This is a genomic window from Mariniphaga sp., from assembly GCF_041687215.1.
In the GTDB taxonomy this organism is placed as follows: Bacteria; Bacteroidota; Bacteroidia; order Bacteroidales; family Prolixibacteraceae; genus Mariniphaga.
On the sequence record NZ_JAWLCI010000002.1, the window covers coordinates 142,897 to 161,795 of the forward strand.

11 protein-coding genes are annotated in these 18,899 nt (G+C 41.5%); 10 read left to right on the forward strand and 1 reads right to left on the reverse strand.

The window, feature by feature from the left end; translation table 11 throughout:
* Positions 1–423, reverse strand: coding sequence for a hypothetical protein (locus ACESMA_RS01870; RefSeq protein WP_372947056.1), 423 nt, complete (start codon positions 421–423; stop codon positions 1–3).
* Positions 424–577: 154 nt separating this feature from the next.
* Between ACESMA_RS01870 and ACESMA_RS01875 the strand changes: the two genes are divergently transcribed.
* From ACESMA_RS01875 to ACESMA_RS01920, 10 genes are all read left to right on the forward strand, one after another.
* Positions 578–2,299 carry an FAD-dependent oxidoreductase gene (locus ACESMA_RS01875; RefSeq protein ID WP_372947057.1) on the forward strand — a complete coding sequence of 574 codons (1,722 nt, stop codon included), beginning with the start codon at positions 578–580 and terminating at the stop codon, positions 2,297–2,299.
* A gap of 87 nt (positions 2,300–2,386) precedes the next feature.
* Positions 2,387–2,974 carry an RNA polymerase sigma-70 factor gene (locus ACESMA_RS01880; protein WP_372947058.1) on the forward strand — a complete coding sequence of 196 codons (588 nt, stop codon included), beginning with the start codon at positions 2,387–2,389 and terminating at the stop codon, positions 2,972–2,974.
* 64 nt (positions 2,975–3,038) lie between these two features.
* Positions 3,039–4,163: a FecR family protein gene (locus tag ACESMA_RS01885; protein ID WP_372947059.1), complete on the forward strand. Its 1,125-nt coding sequence runs from the start codon at positions 3,039–3,041 to the stop codon at positions 4,161–4,163.
* A gap of 181 nt (positions 4,164–4,344) precedes the next feature.
* Positions 4,345–7,599, forward strand: coding sequence for a TonB-dependent receptor (locus ACESMA_RS01890; protein WP_372947060.1), 3,255 nt, complete (start codon positions 4,345–4,347; stop codon positions 7,597–7,599).
* Between the two features lie 18 nt (positions 7,600–7,617).
* On the forward strand, positions 7,618–9,069 hold the full coding sequence (locus ACESMA_RS01895; protein ID WP_372947061.1) for a RagB/SusD family nutrient uptake outer membrane protein: 1,452 nt from the start codon (positions 7,618–7,620) through the stop codon (positions 9,067–9,069).
* Between the two features lie 77 nt (positions 9,070–9,146).
* Positions 9,147–10,637 (forward strand): FAD-dependent oxidoreductase, encoded by a 1,491-nt coding sequence (locus ACESMA_RS01900; RefSeq protein ID WP_372947062.1) that lies wholly within the window; start codon positions 9,147–9,149, stop codon positions 10,635–10,637.
* A 122-nt stretch (positions 10,638–10,759) separates the two neighbouring features.
* Complete coding sequence (locus ACESMA_RS01905; protein ID WP_372947063.1) at positions 10,760–13,699, forward strand: FAD-dependent oxidoreductase; 2,940 nt, start codon at positions 10,760–10,762, stop codon at positions 13,697–13,699.
* A gap of 36 nt (positions 13,700–13,735) precedes the next feature.
* On the forward strand, positions 13,736–15,181 hold the full coding sequence (locus ACESMA_RS01910) for a carbon starvation protein A (RefSeq protein ID WP_372947064.1): 1,446 nt from the start codon (positions 13,736–13,738) through the stop codon (positions 15,179–15,181).
* A 10-nt stretch (positions 15,182–15,191) separates the two neighbouring features.
* The gene (locus ACESMA_RS01915; protein ID WP_372947065.1) at positions 15,192–16,913 is read left to right on the forward strand and encodes an FAD-dependent oxidoreductase; all 1,722 of its coding nucleotides are present in this window, start codon (positions 15,192–15,194) and stop codon (positions 16,911–16,913) included.
* A 256-nt stretch (positions 16,914–17,169) separates the two neighbouring features.
* On the forward strand, positions 17,170–18,867 hold the full coding sequence (locus ACESMA_RS01920; RefSeq protein ID WP_372947066.1) for an FAD-dependent oxidoreductase: 1,698 nt from the start codon (positions 17,170–17,172) through the stop codon (positions 18,865–18,867).
* Positions 18,868–18,899 lie beyond the last annotated feature (32 nt).

The window sequence follows — 18,899 nt, forward strand, 5'->3', positions numbered from 1 at the left end:
CTATTTCACCTTTTCTATATTCTCAACTGGCAGCCAGTCGTCCATATTTCCAAAATCGGAACGGTTAAATTTAAAATGACTCAGGTTTTCAAATTTCTCAACTTCAACCAGCGTTAAAAAACGTTTTCCTGCAAACCGTTTCAGTAAACCGCTGTTCAACCTTAATTTCGACTGGTTTTCCGCCACCACTTTTTCTGATTCATTTTTTGTAAGTTTTTCTGAAAAAAATACTCTTTTTATCTGGGCTTTTCCTTTGATTAAACCATCTCCGTTGTTTTCAGCAAAATATAAAACATCCGAAACATGCACTCTTCCATAGGGCAATTTTCTGCCCATGGCACCTCTCACAATCATCGTTTTACTGCCATTTTCAAGGTTTTCAAGTTCTTTGGCCCTGGCATCGAGATAAACAATGTGATCCATACTATTGAATTTTTGTCTTTTCAGTTTTGGTATTGGGAAAAGCCAATTTGTTACATATTTGGGCTCAAAATTCCATTCCTTCTTCAAAAAAAAGGATTCTTAAACGCGATATTTGGAATTGTTTCATTTAATTTCGTCCTTAAACTATCTGAACATGAAAAGAAGAAGTTTTATTGAAATCGTTTCAGCCAGCGGAGGAGTTGCTATAATTGGCTCTCCCTTGATCATAAACGCTGAGCAAACAAAAACCCGGGAAAAAAAATTTTCGAAACCAAAAGAACTTTCAGCAGATGTGATTATTGCAGGTGGAAGTTTGGGAGGTTGTGCCGCTGCCATTGCCGCATGCAGAAACGGATTAAATGTAATTATAACCGAGGAAACCGACTGGATTGGCGGCCAGGTTTCGCAGCAGGGTGTGCCGCCTGATGAACACCGCTGGATTGAAACACACGGCGCACCGGCATCTTACCGTGATTTTCGAAACAGAATCAGAAATTTTTATAAACGAAACTACCCGTTGACAGAGGAAGCTAAAAACCGGGAATTTCTCAATCCCGGCGATGGTTCGGTTTCCAGACTTTGCCACGAACCGCGTGTGGCAGTGGCTGTATTGAATGAAATGCTGGCGTCGTACATGAGTTCAGGGAAGTTGAAAATTCTGACGGATTACAAAATTAAAACAGCCAATGTTTACAGAGACAAAGTGCGCGCCGTTGAAGCCCTAAATCTGAAAAATGGCAACTCACTTGTTTTATCAGCTCCGTATTTTATTGATGCCACTGAGTGTGGCGATTTGCTTCCACTTACCGGAGCTGAATACATTACCGGAACCGAAGCAAAAAGTGAAACCGCCGAGTTGCATGCTCCCGAAAAGGTAAACCCGGAAAACAACCAGGCTTTTACCATGTGTTTTGCCATGGATTACCAACCCGGCGCAAACAACGTGATTGACCGTCCGGCAGATTATAATTTCTGGAAAAATTATGTACCCCAAATGAATCCGCCATGGGCGGGCAAACTGCTTGAACTAAACTATTCAAACCCGCGTACGCTGGAGCCAAAAAACCTCGGATTTCACCCGGAAGGAAAACCAACGGGAGATTTGCTTAACTTATGGAATTACCGGCGAATCATCAACAAAAATAATTTTCTTCCGGGAACTTACGACGGCGATACTACCATTGTGAACTGGCCGCAAAACGACTATTTCCCGGGAAACATTATCGATGTAAGCGACGAAGAATTTAAAAAGCATATTGAAGCTTCAAAACAATTAAGTCTGTCGCTGTTTTACTGGCTCCAAACCGAAGCGCCCCGGCCCGACGATGGATTGGGCTGGCCCGGCTTGCGACTGCGTGGTGATTTAATGGGAACCCAGGATGGTTTGGCCAAATATCCGTACATCAGGGAATCCAGAAGGATTAAAGCCGTTTTTACCGTTTTGGAAGAACATGTGGGAGCCGAAAACCGCAAACTCGTAGCCGGAGAGGAAGCCGGAAAAAATGCCGCCGATTTTTACGACAGCGTGGGAATTGGGTATTACCACATAGACCTGCACCCCAGCAGTGCCGGCGATAATTACATTGATTTTGCATCCCTGCCGTTTCAGATTCCGTTGGGAGCATTATTACCCGAACGCATGAACAACCTGCTGCCGGCTAACAAAAACATTGGCACCACGCATATTACCAACGGTTGTTATCGTCTGCACCCGGTTGAATGGAGCATAGGCGAAGCGGTTGGGTCGCTCATTGCTTTTTCCGAAAAGAAAAAAGTGCCACCGCGAGTTGTTCGGGAGAAAACTGAACTCTTGAAAGAATTTCAGCAATGGATTCGGAAACAGGGACTGGAAACGCACTGGCCAAAATCAGTTTAAAAGTATTTGAAAGGAAATAACCCAAGGTTGCCATTCCTATCCTGAAAATGATTTAAATTCGCCATTAAGGAATAAAGAGAAAAATTAATGAATTCACTTGAAAAGGCTTTGATAGATTCCATTAAAAAAGGGAATCATAAATCCTTTGAGTTGGTTTTTAAAACTTACTACGGTAAATTGTGTGTTTACGCTTTTGATTACACCAAACAAATGGAAACCGCCGAAGACCTGGTGAAAGACTTTTTTGTCGATTTTTGGGGCAACCGCGAAAGAATCTCTGTGAATTCATCGCTTTCCGGGTACCTTTTCCGATCGGTCCATAACGCATGCATCAATTACCTGCAACGCGTTAAAGAGAAAAACAAAATCGCATTGGTTGATGATTTCACTTCTATTGAAATAAAACTTAAAAATCCTTATTCTGAGGAATATCCAATTGGGAATATTTTTGCTAAAGAACTGGAAGAACAATTAAACGGTGTTATTGAACAGCTTCCTGCGCAGTGCAAAGAAATTTTTGTGCTTAGCCGGGTTGAAGGATTACCACACAAAAAAATTGCAAAAAAACTAAACATCTCTGAAAACACAGTTAAAGTACAAATTTTCAGAGCATTATGCAAACTCAAAGCAGCCATTCTTCCGGCTTTTATTTATTTATTTTCATTTTTTAGCTAATTTTTTTTGAATCCCTGTAATACCTCTCTCTTAAAATTGTGTCAATAATTACAGAAACCAATAAATGGAAAAGAACTTGAACATATCGTTGAACGAGAAAAAAGCCCTCATTGATTATTTTTCTGGTCATCTCTCTGCTGAAGATTCAAAAATTCTCAGTAACTGGCTCGAAAAAAGTGAGGCAAATAAACTACTCTTCGACCAACTTTCAGATATTTGGCAATCTGTAAACTTCGTGAAGTACCATGACAAAATTGATATTGAAAAAGCCTGGGAAGAAATAGAGGTACAATTAAACCGAAATTCAAATTCAGTAATTCAAATCTGGTTAAAATGGACAAAAATTGCTGCCATTTTTATATTGGTATTCGTTTTAGGCGGAATTGGCCATTATTTTTTAAGTCAGAAACCTGAACCAAATCAATCCCAACTACTTGTAGAATACGTGGCACCCCTGGGGTCTCGGTCCTTTATTAAAATGTCTGATGGAAGCAAAATCTGGTTGAATGCAGGGACAACTCTTTCATACAAACATACATTTGGGAACACCCACCGCGAAGTGATCCTTTCGGGCGAAGCTTATTTCGAGATCGCAAAAAATCCTGATATTCCCTTTGTGGTTCAAACCAGCGACATCAGCATCACAGCCCTCGGAACCCAGTTTAATGTAAAGGCCTATGCCGAAGAAAAAACCATTGAAACCACCCTGATTGAAGGGTCGGTAAAGCTGGAGGGCAACAAATTTAAACTTGCTGAGGATGTGATTCTTAATGGAAAGGAAAAAGCAGTTTTTACAAAACAAAACCGAACCCTTGATTTAGCCGATGAAAACCAACCTTCAACAGAAAATGAAACAGAACCCAAACAAAAATCAGAACTAAGAATTATCACCTCCATAGAACCTGATCCGATTATTTCGTGGAAAGATGAAAGATGGTTAATTAATAACGAAAAATTAAGTTCGCTTTCCCAAAAACTTGAGCGCAGGTATGCAGTAAATTTCATTTTCGATAATGAATTGCTGAAAGATTACTCATTTGGTGGTACGCTTGAAGATGAAACACTGGAACAGGTTTTGGATGCCATTTGCTCAAGTTCACCCATTAAATATTTAATTGAAGGAAAAACGGTGTATATTATGCCTGATAAACAAAGAATGGATAAATTTAAACATTTGCTTATGAGATAAAAACTATCAAATTAAAAAAGGGAGATCCGGTTAGACCTCCCAAATTCCGTGTTAATTCATGTTGCAACATATTGGTAGTATGTGTGCAACACATTTTAAACCTTAACGATTCAAAAATATGAAAAAAATTTTTATGGAACTGTCTCATCCTTATAAACGAGACATAAAAAAGGTTTTACTTATGACAAAACTAACATTCTTTCTAAGCGTATTTTTGGTTTTGCAAATGTCTGCAAGCGTGTATTCACAAACGCGCCTGTCTGTTGAATCCAAAAATAAAACAGTAAAAGAGGTACTTTGGGACATAGAAAAGCAAAGTGAGTTTCGTTTCTTTTACAATGAAGACTTTGTAGATATGAAACGCAGGGTCGGTTTTAACATTCAAAATGAAACCATCCACGAAATCATGGATAAGCTTTTCGATCCATCAAAGATTACCTACAAAATTGCCGAGAATAATTTGATTGTAATTATTCCCGATGTAAGTCAGCAACCACAGACTATTAGAGGTCGGGTAACCGACAATAACAATCAACCTCTGCCAGGTGTTACGGTAATGGTAAAAGGTACTACACAAGGCACTGTAACCAATAATGCCGGTGAATATACCCTCTCGAACATTCCCGAGGATGCCACTCTGGTTTTTTCGTTTGTTGGGATGTTGACACAGGAGGCGGTTATTGGGAACCAGACGAGCATTAATATGGTAATGCAGGAAGATGTAATTGGAATTGAAGAGGTGGTAGCTATAGGTTACGGTACCATGAAAAAATCGGATTTAACCGGTTCTGTGTCACAAGTTAAGTCAGAAACACTTGAATCTGTTCCTGTTTATAACATGGAACAAGCTTTAAAAGTTGGGGCTGCCGGTGTAAGGGTTACTCAAAATTCGGGTATTCCCGGCGGAAGAATTGAAGTTCGTATTCGTGGTGGGAACTCAATGATTGGTGACAACCAGCCATTATATGTAGTTGACGGATTTCCTGTAACAGGTGGAATAAACTTTCTTAACCCTTCCGATATTGAATCAGTTGATATTTTAAAAGATGCCTCAGCGACTGCTATTTATGGTTCAAGAGGTGCCAATGGGGTAGTTCTCATTACATCAAAAAGAGGAAAACTCGGACAAAAAAGCAGAATAGAAGTAAACAGCTTTTATGGAATTCAACAGGAAGTTAACCGGTTTGATGTACTCGAGGCAAGAGACTATGCTATTATTGCCAATGAGTGGTTAAAAAACCAGGGGTTAGAGCCTTTTTTCAATCCGGATCAGGTAGAAAATCCCGGAACTGATTGGCAGGATGTTATTTTCAGAACATCTCCCATACATAATCACACCGTTACCTTTACAGGAAGTTCCGAAAAAACCAGGTATTCCTTTTCAGGAAATTATTACGATCAGGAAGGGATAATGATTAATTCGGGAGTTAAACGAGGTTCAGCAAGGCTAAACCTTGATCATGAAATGAACAACTGGCTAACGATGGGCGTAAACATACAATTATCAAGAAGGGAGCGATTTTTTGTCAGTTCGGATAACGGATATCGTGGGCAAGGATTATTGTCAGCCGCAGCATCAGCTCCTCCTACACTACCTGTTTATGACGAAAATGGCCTGCCCTACCAAATTGAGCAGGAATACAACTTTGGGTCAGCAGACATGCGAAATCCTTTGATTTACGCATCAGCTAAAAACCGTTCTTTTGCAAACAGTGTTTTGGGAAATTCAACCTTCGACATTAAAATAACACCGGATTTATCTTTCAGAACACTTCTGGGGTTGCAATACGATTATGGGTTAGGCGATAATTTTACACCTATTATTTATAGCAGCGACCGTGGTTCTGCATCAGTAAGTAACTCATACAGCAATTCATTCCTGAATGAAAATACATTAACTTACGCAAAAGTATTCAATGAAATTCATAATTTGAATTTAGTTGGTGGTTATACATACCAAACCAGTATGTTTCGCAATTCAAGTATAGGAGTTAGCGGTTTTGCAAATAACACCACTGAGAATTATGATTTGTCGGCTGCAGAAACTATTGGTAACCCCAATTCAGGATATTCTGACTGGACCCTGGCGTCTTTCCTCTCAAGAGTAAATTACTCATACAATGACAAATATATGATAACAGCAAGTATCAGGGCAGACGGTTCTTCACGTTTTGGTGCCGACCATAAATGGGGATATTTCCCGTCTGCAGCATTGGCATGGCGTGTTTCTGAGGAGTCATTTATGCAGAATGTTACCGTTGTAAACAGCCTTAAAATGAGGGCCAGTTATGGAATAACCGGAAATACTGCACTTAGTCCTTATCAATCGCTCAACAGGTTATCTTCTGTTAAATTTATTTATGCAAATCAGGCTGATGTTATTGGATTTGTTCCAACAGGCATTTCAAACAGCGACTTAAGATGGGAATCTACAGGCCAATTGGATTTAGGATTTGATTTAAATATACTGGACGACAGGTTAAGGTTTGTTTTTGATTATTACAAAAAGAATACAAAAGACCTGCTGGCTTCGGTTCCGCTTCCTCCATCTGTTGGCTTCGGTTCAATTCTTCAAAACCTGGGGGAAATACAAAACCAGGGAATTGAATTAAGTGTGAATGCCGATATTTTAAGAAGGGGATTCAACTGGAATGCATCTGCACAAATTTCTGCAAACAGAAATGAAGTAATTGAGATTGCCGGCGACAGTGATATTTTTGGTGCTGAACAAGGAGCCGCCTGGCCAAGTACCAATATTGCAAGAGTTGGAGAACCATTAGGGGCATTTTACGGATTACTTGAAGATGGGCTGGATGAAAATGGTTTTATTAAATACCAGGACGTAAGTGGTCCCGATGGAGAACCCGATGGCGTTATAAATGCGTTGGACAGGGTTATTCTTGGAAGTTACCATCCCGATTTTATTTATGGTTTTACATCTGATTTTAAATACAAAGATTTTGAATTGAACATTATCCTGGAAGGAGTATATGGAAATGAAATTTTCAATGCAACAAACGGTACAAACTTAAACTCATTCCAAAGGGGTAACAATCAGTTAAAAGAAATTATGGGTAATTACTGGACACCCGAAAACCCGGACCCAAATGCTAAATACCCAAAAATCAGTGCAGCTACACAGGTTACGGCATCCGAAAGATTTATAGAAGACGGCAGTTATTTAAGATTAAAATCCCTGAGATTTGCTTATAACCTGCCCGTTTCAAAATTGGGAATATCATTTTTTGATATGGCACAGGTTTATGTATCGGGAACAAACCTGTTCACCATTACGAATTATACGGGACTTGACCCGGAAGTTAATACGAGGGGTTCGGACAGCGGGAGTGTTGCAAACCGGTTATGGATTGGGATTGACCAGAATGGTTATCCTAATGCAAAAGTTTATGCAGTGGGTTTAAAACTTAGTTTTTAATCTAAAAGTTAAAGAATCATGAAAAAAATAACATTACTATTATTAACTATAATATTGTTTTCAGCTTGCGAAAACATGCTGGATGAAGTTCCAAAAAGTTTTGTTTCCAAAGCAAATTATTATCAAAACCAATCCGATGCCGAAGGTGCAATTGCCGGAGCCTATAATGGTTTGCAAAGTGATTTTTATGGAATTACATATTACCTGATGATAGAGTTGCATGGCGATTATTTAAATGGAAGAGGCTCACAGGCTCCAATTACAATTTGGGATCAAATTCTTGACCAAACAAATATTGGTCGTGCTGCAACAAATTGGTCAACTCTTTATCGTGCCATTAACCGTGCAAACGCAGTACTGGATAATGTTCCGAATATTACTGATATAAATCCTGGTGTCCAAACACGAATTCTTGCTGAAGCGCACTTTCTCAGGGCATTAGCTTATTTTGAACTGGTAAGAGGCTGGGGACCGGTCCCATTAAAAACATCTGAAAGTATTGACTTAACAGCACTGGAAGCTCCCAGGGCACCCGAAAGCCAGGTGTATGATTTAATAATTTCAGATTGCATTGCTGCTGAAAGTGGTTTAGGCGAAGTAGGTTCTCAGACTGGCCGTGCATCAAAATGGGCTGCTAAAATGCTGCTGGCCCATGTTTACTTAACCATTGAGAATTGGACACAGTCTGCGGAAAAAGCAAATGATGTGATAACCAATGGTCCTTTTTCTTTAATTAATGTTACTGAGCCGGATGATTTTTATAAAATGTTCAGGGTTGATACGCATTCTGAAGATATTATGTCAATGCATCATTCCGAAACAAAGGGTTCAACTATTCCAACTTATATTCACAGAGCAAGAGCATATCCATATCATTATGGAACAAGTGGATTTTTTGCATGGCTTCCTGATATGAACACTTTTATTGGAGACAGTTGGGATGAAAATGATCTAAGGAAAAGTTTTAATTTATATACCGAATATCAAAATGAAGATGGTGAATGGGTAAGCTTACCTTCAACCGTACCAATCCTTTTTAAGAAATTCAGTAGTAATCCCGATGGAATTAGCCTTTATAGTGTACCTATTTATAGATTTACAGAAGCTTTTCTATTTTACGCCGAAGCTTCTGCTATGGCCGAAGGTAATCCATCTGCACTTGCTTTGGAGCGTTTAAATATGATCAAAAGAAGGGCATATGGTTACGACCCAACCGCAGTTTCGCCTGTTGATTACCCTGCCGGAATGAGCCAAACTGAATTCAGGGAAGCTGTTTTAAAAGAAAGATCTTATGAATTTTTAATTGAACGGCGAAGATGGTTTGACCTGAAACGGACAGGAAAAGTGCAAGAGGCATTTACTGCAGCCGGCAAAAATATTCTTCCTGAACGTCTTTTGTGGCCTATTCCGGAAGATGAAATAAATAACAATCCTGCAATAAACCAGGATGATCAAAATCCGGGTTATTAGTTTAGTTAGATTAAATCCCGGTAGAAATTCTACCGGGATTTTTGTCTCCCTTTTTATTCATTTTAAAAACTACTACAATGAAGGTTTCACGTAGAAAAGCAATAGAAAAAACTTTAATTGCTGTTACTGGTGCAACATTTTTATCGAATCTGCCAAAATCTACACAGAGTTCTGAAAAAAAAGCCACAAAGGATACCTATCTATTAAAAAGAGAAATTCCCGTTTCGAAGAAATACGATGTTGTTGTGGCAGGTGGAGGTCCGGCAGGAGTTGCCGCTGCTGTTTGCAGTTCACGACTTGGTGCAAAAGTACTACTAATCGAAAGTACAGGTTGCCTTGGAGGAATGGGAACTTCGGGGCTGGTTACAGCTTTTGACCCTATGGCAAACGGAGAAGAGCTTCTTGTCGGTGGTTTTATGAAGGAAATTCTCTTTGATATGTATAAACGGGGTTTTCTCGGCCCTCAGGAAAAACCTGAGGTATTTACAAAAGCTTATCATCACTGGACTCCTTTTAATGCCGAAGGGTACAAATTACTTTTAGATGAAAAAGTTGTTGAAGCGGATATTGAAGTACGATTTTTCACCAAAGTAATCGATGCCGAAGCAGACTACAAAAATAGTAAAATCGAAGGTGTGATAATTAATAATATTGAAGGATATGAATTTATTCCCTCAAAAACATTTATTGATTGCACAGGAGATGCAGTTTTGGCAGATTTATGTGATGCAACTTGCAGGGAAGCCGGAAGGGATACTCCCAATATTATGCCGGCAACACTGTGTTCCTATTTTGTAAACATTGACTTTGAAAACAGTGTAAAAGTTGGAACCGAGCATCCAATTTTATTAAAAGCGATTGAGGATGGACATTTTACCCATACCGACAGGCATTTACCGGGCTTGTCCCAGGTCGGAAATACAATTGGATACCTGAATGGCGGACATGTGTATAACCTTAATTCGTTAAGGTGCGAAAGTTTGACAAAAGGGATGATGTTGGGAAGAAAGATAGCAAAAGAATATTTGTCTTTTTATAAAAAATATGTTCCAGGTTTCGAAAATGTTGAACATGTTACAACCGCTTCTGTTATGGGCGTCCGTGAATCACGGAGAATTCTTGGAGAGTATGAATTAAATTTTGATGATTACATTTCTAAACGTGAATTTCCTGATCAGATTGGAATATTTAACAAATCCGTTGATATTCATGCGTACAATGATTCCTTGGAAGAATTCAATCGTTTCAAAAAGGAATACAATGAAACGGGCAGATTGAAACAGGGAGAATATTTTGGAATACCGTATTCAATTTTAGTTCCCAAAGGATGGACAAATCTATGGGTAGCAGGAAGGTGCAATTCAAGCGATATAAAAGTTCACGGGTCAATAAGGGTGCAGCCGGCAGCTTCGATGATGGGTCAGGCAGCAGGTACGGCTGCAATTCAGTCAATTAAAACCGGTCAGCCGGCAAATGATATAGACACATCAATGCTGATTTCTACATTAAGAGATGAAGGCGCCAATCTGCCACAAAAGAGTTTAGCAAAAAGTATGACACGGACCTAAGTTTTTATAATTCAGAACATTTTAGTATGAACATTTATCGTTTCATATTAATTTTGTATTTACCCGTTTTTGTATTTAATTGCTCTAAAATATTTATAAGAACAAATTGAAAATTCACAGGTATGAGAATCATTTTTTCAACAATACTTTCCATCCTCTTTCTTGTTTTTTCCATACAAACAAGTACCAGCCAGGATTTGTCCAATCAGTATGTAAGTCAATCTGCACGAAATATACCCATTGTTAAAAATGTCGATGTTGTAATTATAGGTGGTGCAACACATGCAGTTGCTGCTGCGGTTTCTTCAGCGCGAAATGGTGCCAAAGTATTTTTGGTTGCTCCCCGCCCATATTTAGGAGAAGATTTGTGTGCAACACTTCGTTTGGAAATAGAAGATGACAGAACCCTAAAAAGCCAAATTGAAAAACAAATTTTTGGAAATAAATTAAGAACAAATCCACTGGAAGTAAAGGCAACATTGAGTGAAGCTTTGGTTAATGCCAATGTCGATTTCGTTTTTGGTTCATACGTTACAGATATTTTATGGGATGAAAATAATCAACCGGCTGGTATTGTTATTGGGAACAGGGCAGGCAGGCAGGCAATTATTGCCAAAACCCTCATAGATGCCACCGACCGTGCCTGGGTCGGACGAATAGCTGGAGCTAAAGCACACCAATGGAACGGCAAGGAACTGGATTTTCAGCGAACGGTTGTAATGCCGGGGGAAGAAAAAGATAACCCGAAATATATTATACACAACTTGAAAATTCAGATGGCTGATCTTCAATTTCCATCTTTTGCCAAAGCAGAACAAATCGCCAGAGAAAAAACCTATACACATGGTCAACTCAGGGCATCGGAATCACTTTTCCATATTCCACCCGACCCCATTATTTGTAAAAAAAGTACTGATGACTGGAGTATCAATACGAATTCTGTATTAGAACATTTTCAGACAAAAGACTTTAATAATCTGTTCATTTTAAGTGGTTGTGCTGATATCCCGCGCACTGTTGCCGATTCGCTTTTAAAACCGGCAGCTATGACCGGAATTGCCGAAAAAATTGGCCGGGAAGCTGCCCAAATGGCGAAACAAAAAGAAATGCCCCAGAATATTTCATTCAAAAACACATCTCACAAAGAAAATTCAACTGGCGATATTAAAGAAATTTTACGCGGTTTAAGGCCAGTAGATATAGTGGACGAAACACTAGATTGTCCCGAAATGAATATACCTGTTCTGGCTGATTACGATGTGGTTGTAATCGGTGGTGGAACAACCGGAGCCCCGGCAACCATTGCAGCAGGATGGTGGGGAATGAAAGTTCTGGTTGTTGAATATTTGGAAGGTTTAGGTGGAATCGGGACTCTCGGTTTAATTGGAAAGCCCTGGCACGGACAAGAAATAGGTTTTGCAGCAGAAGTTCCTTTCCCCGAAGGAAACGCCGAACCCAAAATGGAATGGTACCGTTCTGAAATAGAAAAAGTCGGCGGTGATATTTGGCTTGGAGTTTTGGGATGCGGTGCATACACCGAAAACGGTGTAGTAAAAGGTGCAGTGGTTTGCACTCCCGGCGGAAGAGGTGTTGTAACAGCCAAAGTGGTAATTGACGCCACCGGAAGTGCCGAAGTAGCGATCGCAGCCGGCGCTGATTATATGTACGGTGACATTGAAAATAACGATATCGCCTTGCAGGGTACCGGTTTTTCGTCGCGACCTCTAACCGGAAATTATTACAACAGCGATTATTTGCTTGTTGACGAGTCAGATATGACAGACGTTTGGCGTTCCCTTGTAAGCGTGCACATAACCAAAGCTTCAGAAAATATTTATGATGCCGTTCCCATTATTCAAAACCGGGAAAGAAAAAGAATAGTCGGCGATTATGTTATTAATTATCTCGACCAGGTTTCAGGAAGGACATTTCCTGATGCTATTGTAATCTCAAGCAGTTCTTATGATTCTCACGGATACCCCAGCTCACCATACTTTGCACTATTACCACACGACAGTATTTCGAAGAAACTAAATCAACCTGCCCCTGGAGGTGTTTGTTTTACGCCGTACCGGAGTCTTCTGCCCAAAAAACTGGATGGCATTTTGGTTACCGGGCTCGGAATCAGCATGGAAAGAGATGCTTCTGCCTTGATTCGCATGCAGCTTGATTTGGCCAACCAGGGATATGCTGCAGGTGTGGCAGCAATGCTGGCTGTTACCAACGAGGTTCATCCAAGAAACATAAATATTAAAGAGTTACAAAAAATTCTGGTGGAAAAAGGAAATGTAGCCGATTCTGTTTTACATCTCGAAGATTCCTTCCCTGTTTCTGATGAAAAAATCTACCAGGCCATTCAGTCATACGGACAAGCCACAAATCCGGAAACCGCAGGAAAACCACTGGCAATAATTCTTTCGCATAAAGAAAAAGCATTACCCCTTCTGAAAACTGAATATGCAAAATCCACAGGAAGAAGCAAACTTCTTTACGCGCAGGTATTGGGCATGTGCGGAGAAAAAGACGGAATCCCCACTCTTCTGGCTGAATTGGAAAACTTCTCCGGCTGGGATGAAAAAATTTTTCAGGGTTCGATGGCTGATTACGCTCACCTTCCAACTCCCATTGATGCGGTAATTCTGGCACTTGGTTACAGCGGAGATAATTTGGCCCTGCCAAAACTTCTTGAACTGACTGAAAAACTGGATTCGGGAGTTACCTTATCGCATCACAGATCGCTTGCTTTGGTACTGGAAAAAATTGCAGATCAATCTGCGGCCGAACCGCTTGCCAAACTTTTACAAAAACCGGGCATGCAAGGTCATGCCATGCTTAATCTGAATGATGCCCTTACTGAACTGGATAATAACGGCAAAGGCCCAAACCCGGTAAAAAACTCCTCTTACCCAAAAAGAACAAGAGCGTTGCGCGAAATTATTTTAGCCCGTGCTTTGTATAACTGCGGAGATTACAACAAAATAGGGGAAAACATTATTAAATCTTATCAAAACGATATGCGGGGATTGTTTGTCCGGCATGCAAATCAAATATTAAAAGAATAAATTTATACCCATTATATTTAGCATTAAAATTGAATTATGGTTACACTTCTTATTTCTATCATTATTTTATTAATAGGGTATTTTGTTTATTCCAAATACATTGAGCGGGTGTTTGGGGCCGATGGAAACAGGCCAACCCCGGCAATTACCATGACCGACGGCGTGGATTACATGCCTATGCCCTGGTGGCGCGTGTTTCTCATTCAGTTCCTGAATATTGCCGGATTAGGTCCAATTTTCGGGGCGGTTGCAGGCGCCATGTGGGGACCGGTGGCCTACCTTTGGATTATCCTGGGCTCGGTGTTTGCCGGTGCTGTTCACGACTATTTTTCCGGGATGCTTTCCATAAAACACAATGGCCTCAGCATTACCGAAATTGTGGGAATTTATCTGGGCCTCACAACCAAACAAATTATGCGGGGTTTTACAGTTTTTTTAATGGTCATTGTAGGAGCCGTATTTATTTTAGGTCCGGCAAAAATTTTGGCTGGCCTAACACCCGATTATGCCACCATGACTTTCTGGGTGTGGGTGGTTTTTGGCTATTACATTCTTTCAACCCTGTTGCCCATTAACAAAGTGATTGGCCGTGTTTATCCTGTTTTCGGATTTGCCCTGGTTTTTATGGCCGTGAGCTTAATTATCGCTTTGTTTGCTCAGGGGTACCACATTCCTGAACTTTCTTTAGACAATTTCAAAAATTTTCACACTCAATCCGATGATTTTCCCATTTTCCCCATGTTGTTTATTACCATTGCCTGCGGTGCCATTTCGGGGTTCCATGCCACACAGTCGCCACTGATGGCCCGTTGTATGAAAAACGAAAAACTGGGTCGCCGGATTTTTTACGGCGCCATGATTACCGAAGCGGTGGTTGCCATGATTTGGGCCACCATTAGCATGAGTTTTTTTGGCGGAATTCGCGAATTGAATGAAATTATGGTTGAACACCAGGGAAATGCAGCCTGGGTGGTAAACGAATCGGCCAACGTGCTGCTTGGAAAATTCGGGGCATTCCTGGCCATTCTTGGTGTGGTGGCAGCGCCAATCACCTCGGGCGACACTGCTTTCCGAAGTGCCCGGCTGATTGTGGCTGACTTCCTCAACCTGAAACAGGGCCCCATGAAAAACCGGCTGTACATCAGCATTCCGTTATTTGCCGTCGGGTTCTTCCTTACGCAAATCAACTTTGATGTTATCTGGCGGTATTTTGCCTGGTCGAACCAAACCCTGGCAACGGTTGTGCTTTGGACTATCACGGTTTACCTGGTGAAATACAAAAAGAATTACTGGATTACCTTCATTCCTGCCCTGTTCATGACGGCAGTCGTTTCTACTTATCTTTTCCTCGCTCCTGAGGGATTTCATCTTTCGAAAGAGATTTCCTATTCAGTGGGGATTGGAATTACAGTTCTCTCATTAATTCTTTTCATCATCTGGTTCAGAAATGAAAGGAATTTAAAATCAATTCATAACACTTAATTAAAATGCTATGCTTTCAATAAAAAATTTTCTGGGTATCATTTTAACCCTCATCTTTTTTTCAACCATTCAATTTGATGCCAAAAGTCAAACCCTAGAATACGATATTGTGATTTACGGCGGAACTTCAGCCGGAATTGCATCAGCTATTCAAAGTTCGCGAATGGGAAAATCGGTGCTTGTCGTTGAGCCTTCGTCACGTATAGGCGGATTAACCACCGGAGGACTTGGGCAAACCGATATTGGCAACAAACAGGCCATTGGCGGAATTTCACGCGAATTTTATCAGAATATTAAAAAGTACTACGACAATCCGGCCAATTGGAAATGGCAAACGAGTTCTGATTATCGCGATGGCGGTCAAACCCGGACTGCCGAAGGAGAAGATGCCATGTGGACTTTTGAGCCTTCGACTGCGTTAAAAGTTTATGAAGAAATGATGGCTCCCGAAAAAATTGATGTGGTTTATAAACAACAAATAAACCGGGAAAACGGCGTTAAAAAGCAGGGGCAAAAAATTGTTGAAATTGAAATGGAAAGCGGTGAAAAATACCGCGGAAAAATGTTCATTGATGCCACTTACGAAGGCGATTTGATGGCAACTGCCGGTGTAACTTATACGTATGGGCGGGAATCAAACAAAGAATATGGCGAAACGCTGAACGGCGTTCAGGCCAATGATATCGGGATGACCTTGAAAAGAACCATCTCCCTCAATTCTCATCACCACAATTTTATTGATGGCGTTGATCCTTACGTTGTAAAAGGAGATCCTTCCAGCGGATTGCTCCCGTTTATTGTAGAAGGAGGTCCCGGAATTGACGGGCATGGCGACAAAGGAATTCAGGCTTATTGTTTCAGAATGACCCTGACCGACCACCCAGAAAACCGCATTCCATTTAAAAAACCCGACGGGTACAACGAGCTGGAATACGAACTGCTGTTCCGGAATTATGAAGCTGCTGATGGCCCGATTGAGGAGATGTATTCTTATGGCGATCCACTTGTGCCATGGATCAATTCAAAAATGCCTAACCGAAAAACCGACACCAACAACCAGAAAGGTTTCTCCACTGATTTTATTGGGCAAAACTGGGATTATCCCGAAGCCAGCTATAAAGAACGTGAAAATATTATTGAACGACATCGCAGGTATCAGCAGGGATTGATGTGGACACTGGCTTACCATCCGCGCATTCCGGAAAAAGTCAGAAATGTGGTTTCCAAATGGGGAACCTGTAAAGATGAATATGAACGGGAAGACGGCTGGCAGCAGCAGTTGTATATCCGCGAGGCCCGACGAATGATAAGCGATTATGTAATGACTCAACACAATTGCGAAGGATTGGAGGTGGCCGAAGATCCAATCAGTCTGGCAGCTTACGGAATGGATTCACACCAGGTGCAACGCTATGTTGATGCCAACGGCTATGTTCAAAACGAAGGCAATGTGGAAGCACACGGATTTTCTCCCTACCCCATCAGTTACCGTTCCATCATCCCAAAAAAGGGAGAATGCAACAACCTTTTGGTACCGGTTTGCGTGAGTTCAACACACATTGCATTCGGCTCCATCCGCATGGAACCGGTGTTTATGATTTTGGGGCAGTCGGCAGCCACCGCTGCAGCTTTGGCCATAGAAAACGGAGCGGATGTACATTCACTGGATTACAATATCCTGAAAACCCGTTTACTGAAAGACAAGCAAATTCTTGCACATGAACCGAAATAAAAACGATTTCAGAAATCCTTTCAGAAATGATTAAAAATTATAAAATGAGGTTAAAACCTCAAAAACAATTGCAATCCAAAAATCCGTTCACTGAAGTGAACGGCAATACAATTAGCTCTCTTGTACTTGCATTGCCGTCAGTTTTAACTGACGGATTAATTAAACAACTGAATGAATTGGCTTTAGCCGCATTTTTAAACCTATATGAAAAACGTATATTTCAAAAATTTCCTTAACAATTACTAATTCATTCAAAATGAAAACAAAACTTTTTACCCGATTCGTAACCACCGGAATTTTAAGCATCTTGCTGCTTGCAGTTGCATTTACCGGATGTCAAAAACCTCAACCCAATGTGTATGAAGCCGATGTCATTATTTACGGAGGAACTTCCGCCGCTGTGATTGCTGCCGTTGAGGTGGCACAGTCAGGGAAATCGGTGATTATGGTTTCGCCCGACATCCACCTCGGCGGTCTCACTGCCGGCGGGCTCGGCTGGACCGACACCGGCAAAAAGGAAACCATTGGCGGACTGGCCCGGAATTTTTATCACCGGGTTTACAACCATTACCAGCAGGACGAAGCCTGGAAATGGATGAAAAAAGAAGAATACGGAAATACCGGACAGGGAACACCTGCGATTGACGGCGACATGCGCACCATGTGGATTTTTGAACCGCACATTGCCGAACAGGTTTTCGAGGAACTGATTCAGGAGAACAACATTGAATTGTATCGAGACGAATGGCTCGACCGGGAAAACGGCGTGGAAAAAACCAACGGAAAAATTACGTCCATCACTACGCTTTCGGGCAAAACATTTAGGGGGAAGATGTTTATGGATGCCACCTACGAAGGCGATTTGCTGGCTACTGCCGGGGTGGGTTACCACGTGGGCCGGGAAGGAAACGATGTATATGGCGAAGAATGGAACGGTGTGCAAACTGGTGTTTATCATCACCATCACCATTTTAAGGCAGTTGATGAACCTATTGATCCTTACTGGACTCCCGGTGATCCTTCCAGCGGATTGTTACCACGCATCAGTCCCGATCATCCCGGAGAAAAAGGACAGGGCGACCACCGCGTGCAGGCCTATTGCTTCCGTACTTGTATGACCAACCATCCCGAAAACCGTATTCCTTTTCCGAAACCAGAGGGTTATGATTCTACACAATATGAATTGCTGGTGCGTATTTTCGATGCAGGCTGGCGCAGGTGGTTCGGGAAGTTTGACGCCATTCCCAACCGCAAAACCGACACCAACAACCATGGCCCGTTCAGCAGCGACAACATCGGTATGAATTACGATTACCCCGAAGCCAGTTACGAACGCCGAAAAGAAATTATAAAAGAACACGAAACCTACCAGAAAGGCCTGCTTTGGTTTGTGGCCAACGACCCACGCGTGCCGGAAGAAATTCAGACCGAAATGCAAACATGGGGACTGGCAAAAGACGAGTTCACCGACAACGGGAACTGGCCGCATCAAATGTATATTCGCGAAGCCCGTCGCATGATTGGCCATTTTGTAATGACCGAAAATGAACTTTTGAAACGCAGGCCCACGCCCGAATCGGTTGGAATGGGTTCCTACACCATCGACTCACACAACGTGCAGCGCTATGTGGATGAAAACGGCCACGTGCACAACGAAGGCGATATTGGCGTTCCGCTTCCCGGTCCTTACGAAATTGCTTACGGTGCTCTGATTCCCAAAAAGGAAGAGTGCCAAAACCTGGTGGTTCCAGTCTGTGCATCGGCCAGCCACATCGCATTTGGCTCCATTCGTATGGAACCCGTGTTTATGATTCTGGGACAATCGGCAGCCGTTGCCGCATGTATGGCCATCGACGAAAACATCGCGGTGCAGGATGTGGAATATGAAAAACTGAAAAGTGTTCTCATTGAGAAGGGACAAGTATTGACTTTGGAGGATAAAATTAAACGCTAAAGCCAATAAAAAATCAAAGTGGCAAACCACCG

Coding starts and splice junctions, on each gene's coding strand:
- ACESMA_RS01885 (WP_372947059.1), top strand. CDS start 3,039: ATGGAAAAGAACTTGAACATATCGTTGAACGAGAAAAAAGCCCTCATT.
- ACESMA_RS01900 (WP_372947062.1), top strand. CDS start 9,147: ATGAAGGTTTCACGTAGAAAAGCAATAGAAAAAACTTTAATTGCTGTT.
- ACESMA_RS01895 (WP_372947061.1), top strand. CDS start 7,618: ATGAAAAAAATAACATTACTATTATTAACTATAATATTGTTTTCAGCT.
- ACESMA_RS01905 (WP_372947063.1), top strand. CDS start 10,760: ATGAGAATCATTTTTTCAACAATACTTTCCATCCTCTTTCTTGTTTTT.
- ACESMA_RS01880 (WP_372947058.1), top strand. CDS start 2,387: ATGAATTCACTTGAAAAGGCTTTGATAGATTCCATTAAAAAAGGGAAT.
- ACESMA_RS01915 (WP_372947065.1), top strand. CDS start 15,192: ATGCTTTCAATAAAAAATTTTCTGGGTATCATTTTAACCCTCATCTTT.
- ACESMA_RS01910 (WP_372947064.1), top strand. CDS start 13,736: ATGGTTACACTTCTTATTTCTATCATTATTTTATTAATAGGGTATTTT.
- ACESMA_RS01920 (WP_372947066.1), top strand. CDS start 17,170: ATGAAAACAAAACTTTTTACCCGATTCGTAACCACCGGAATTTTAAGC.
- ACESMA_RS01870 (WP_372947056.1), bottom strand. CDS start 423: ATGGATCACATTGTTTATCTCGATGCCAGGGCCAAAGAACTTGAAAAC.
- ACESMA_RS01875 (WP_372947057.1), top strand. CDS start 578: ATGAAAAGAAGAAGTTTTATTGAAATCGTTTCAGCCAGCGGAGGAGTT.
- ACESMA_RS01890 (WP_372947060.1), top strand. CDS start 4,345: ATGACAAAACTAACATTCTTTCTAAGCGTATTTTTGGTTTTGCAAATG.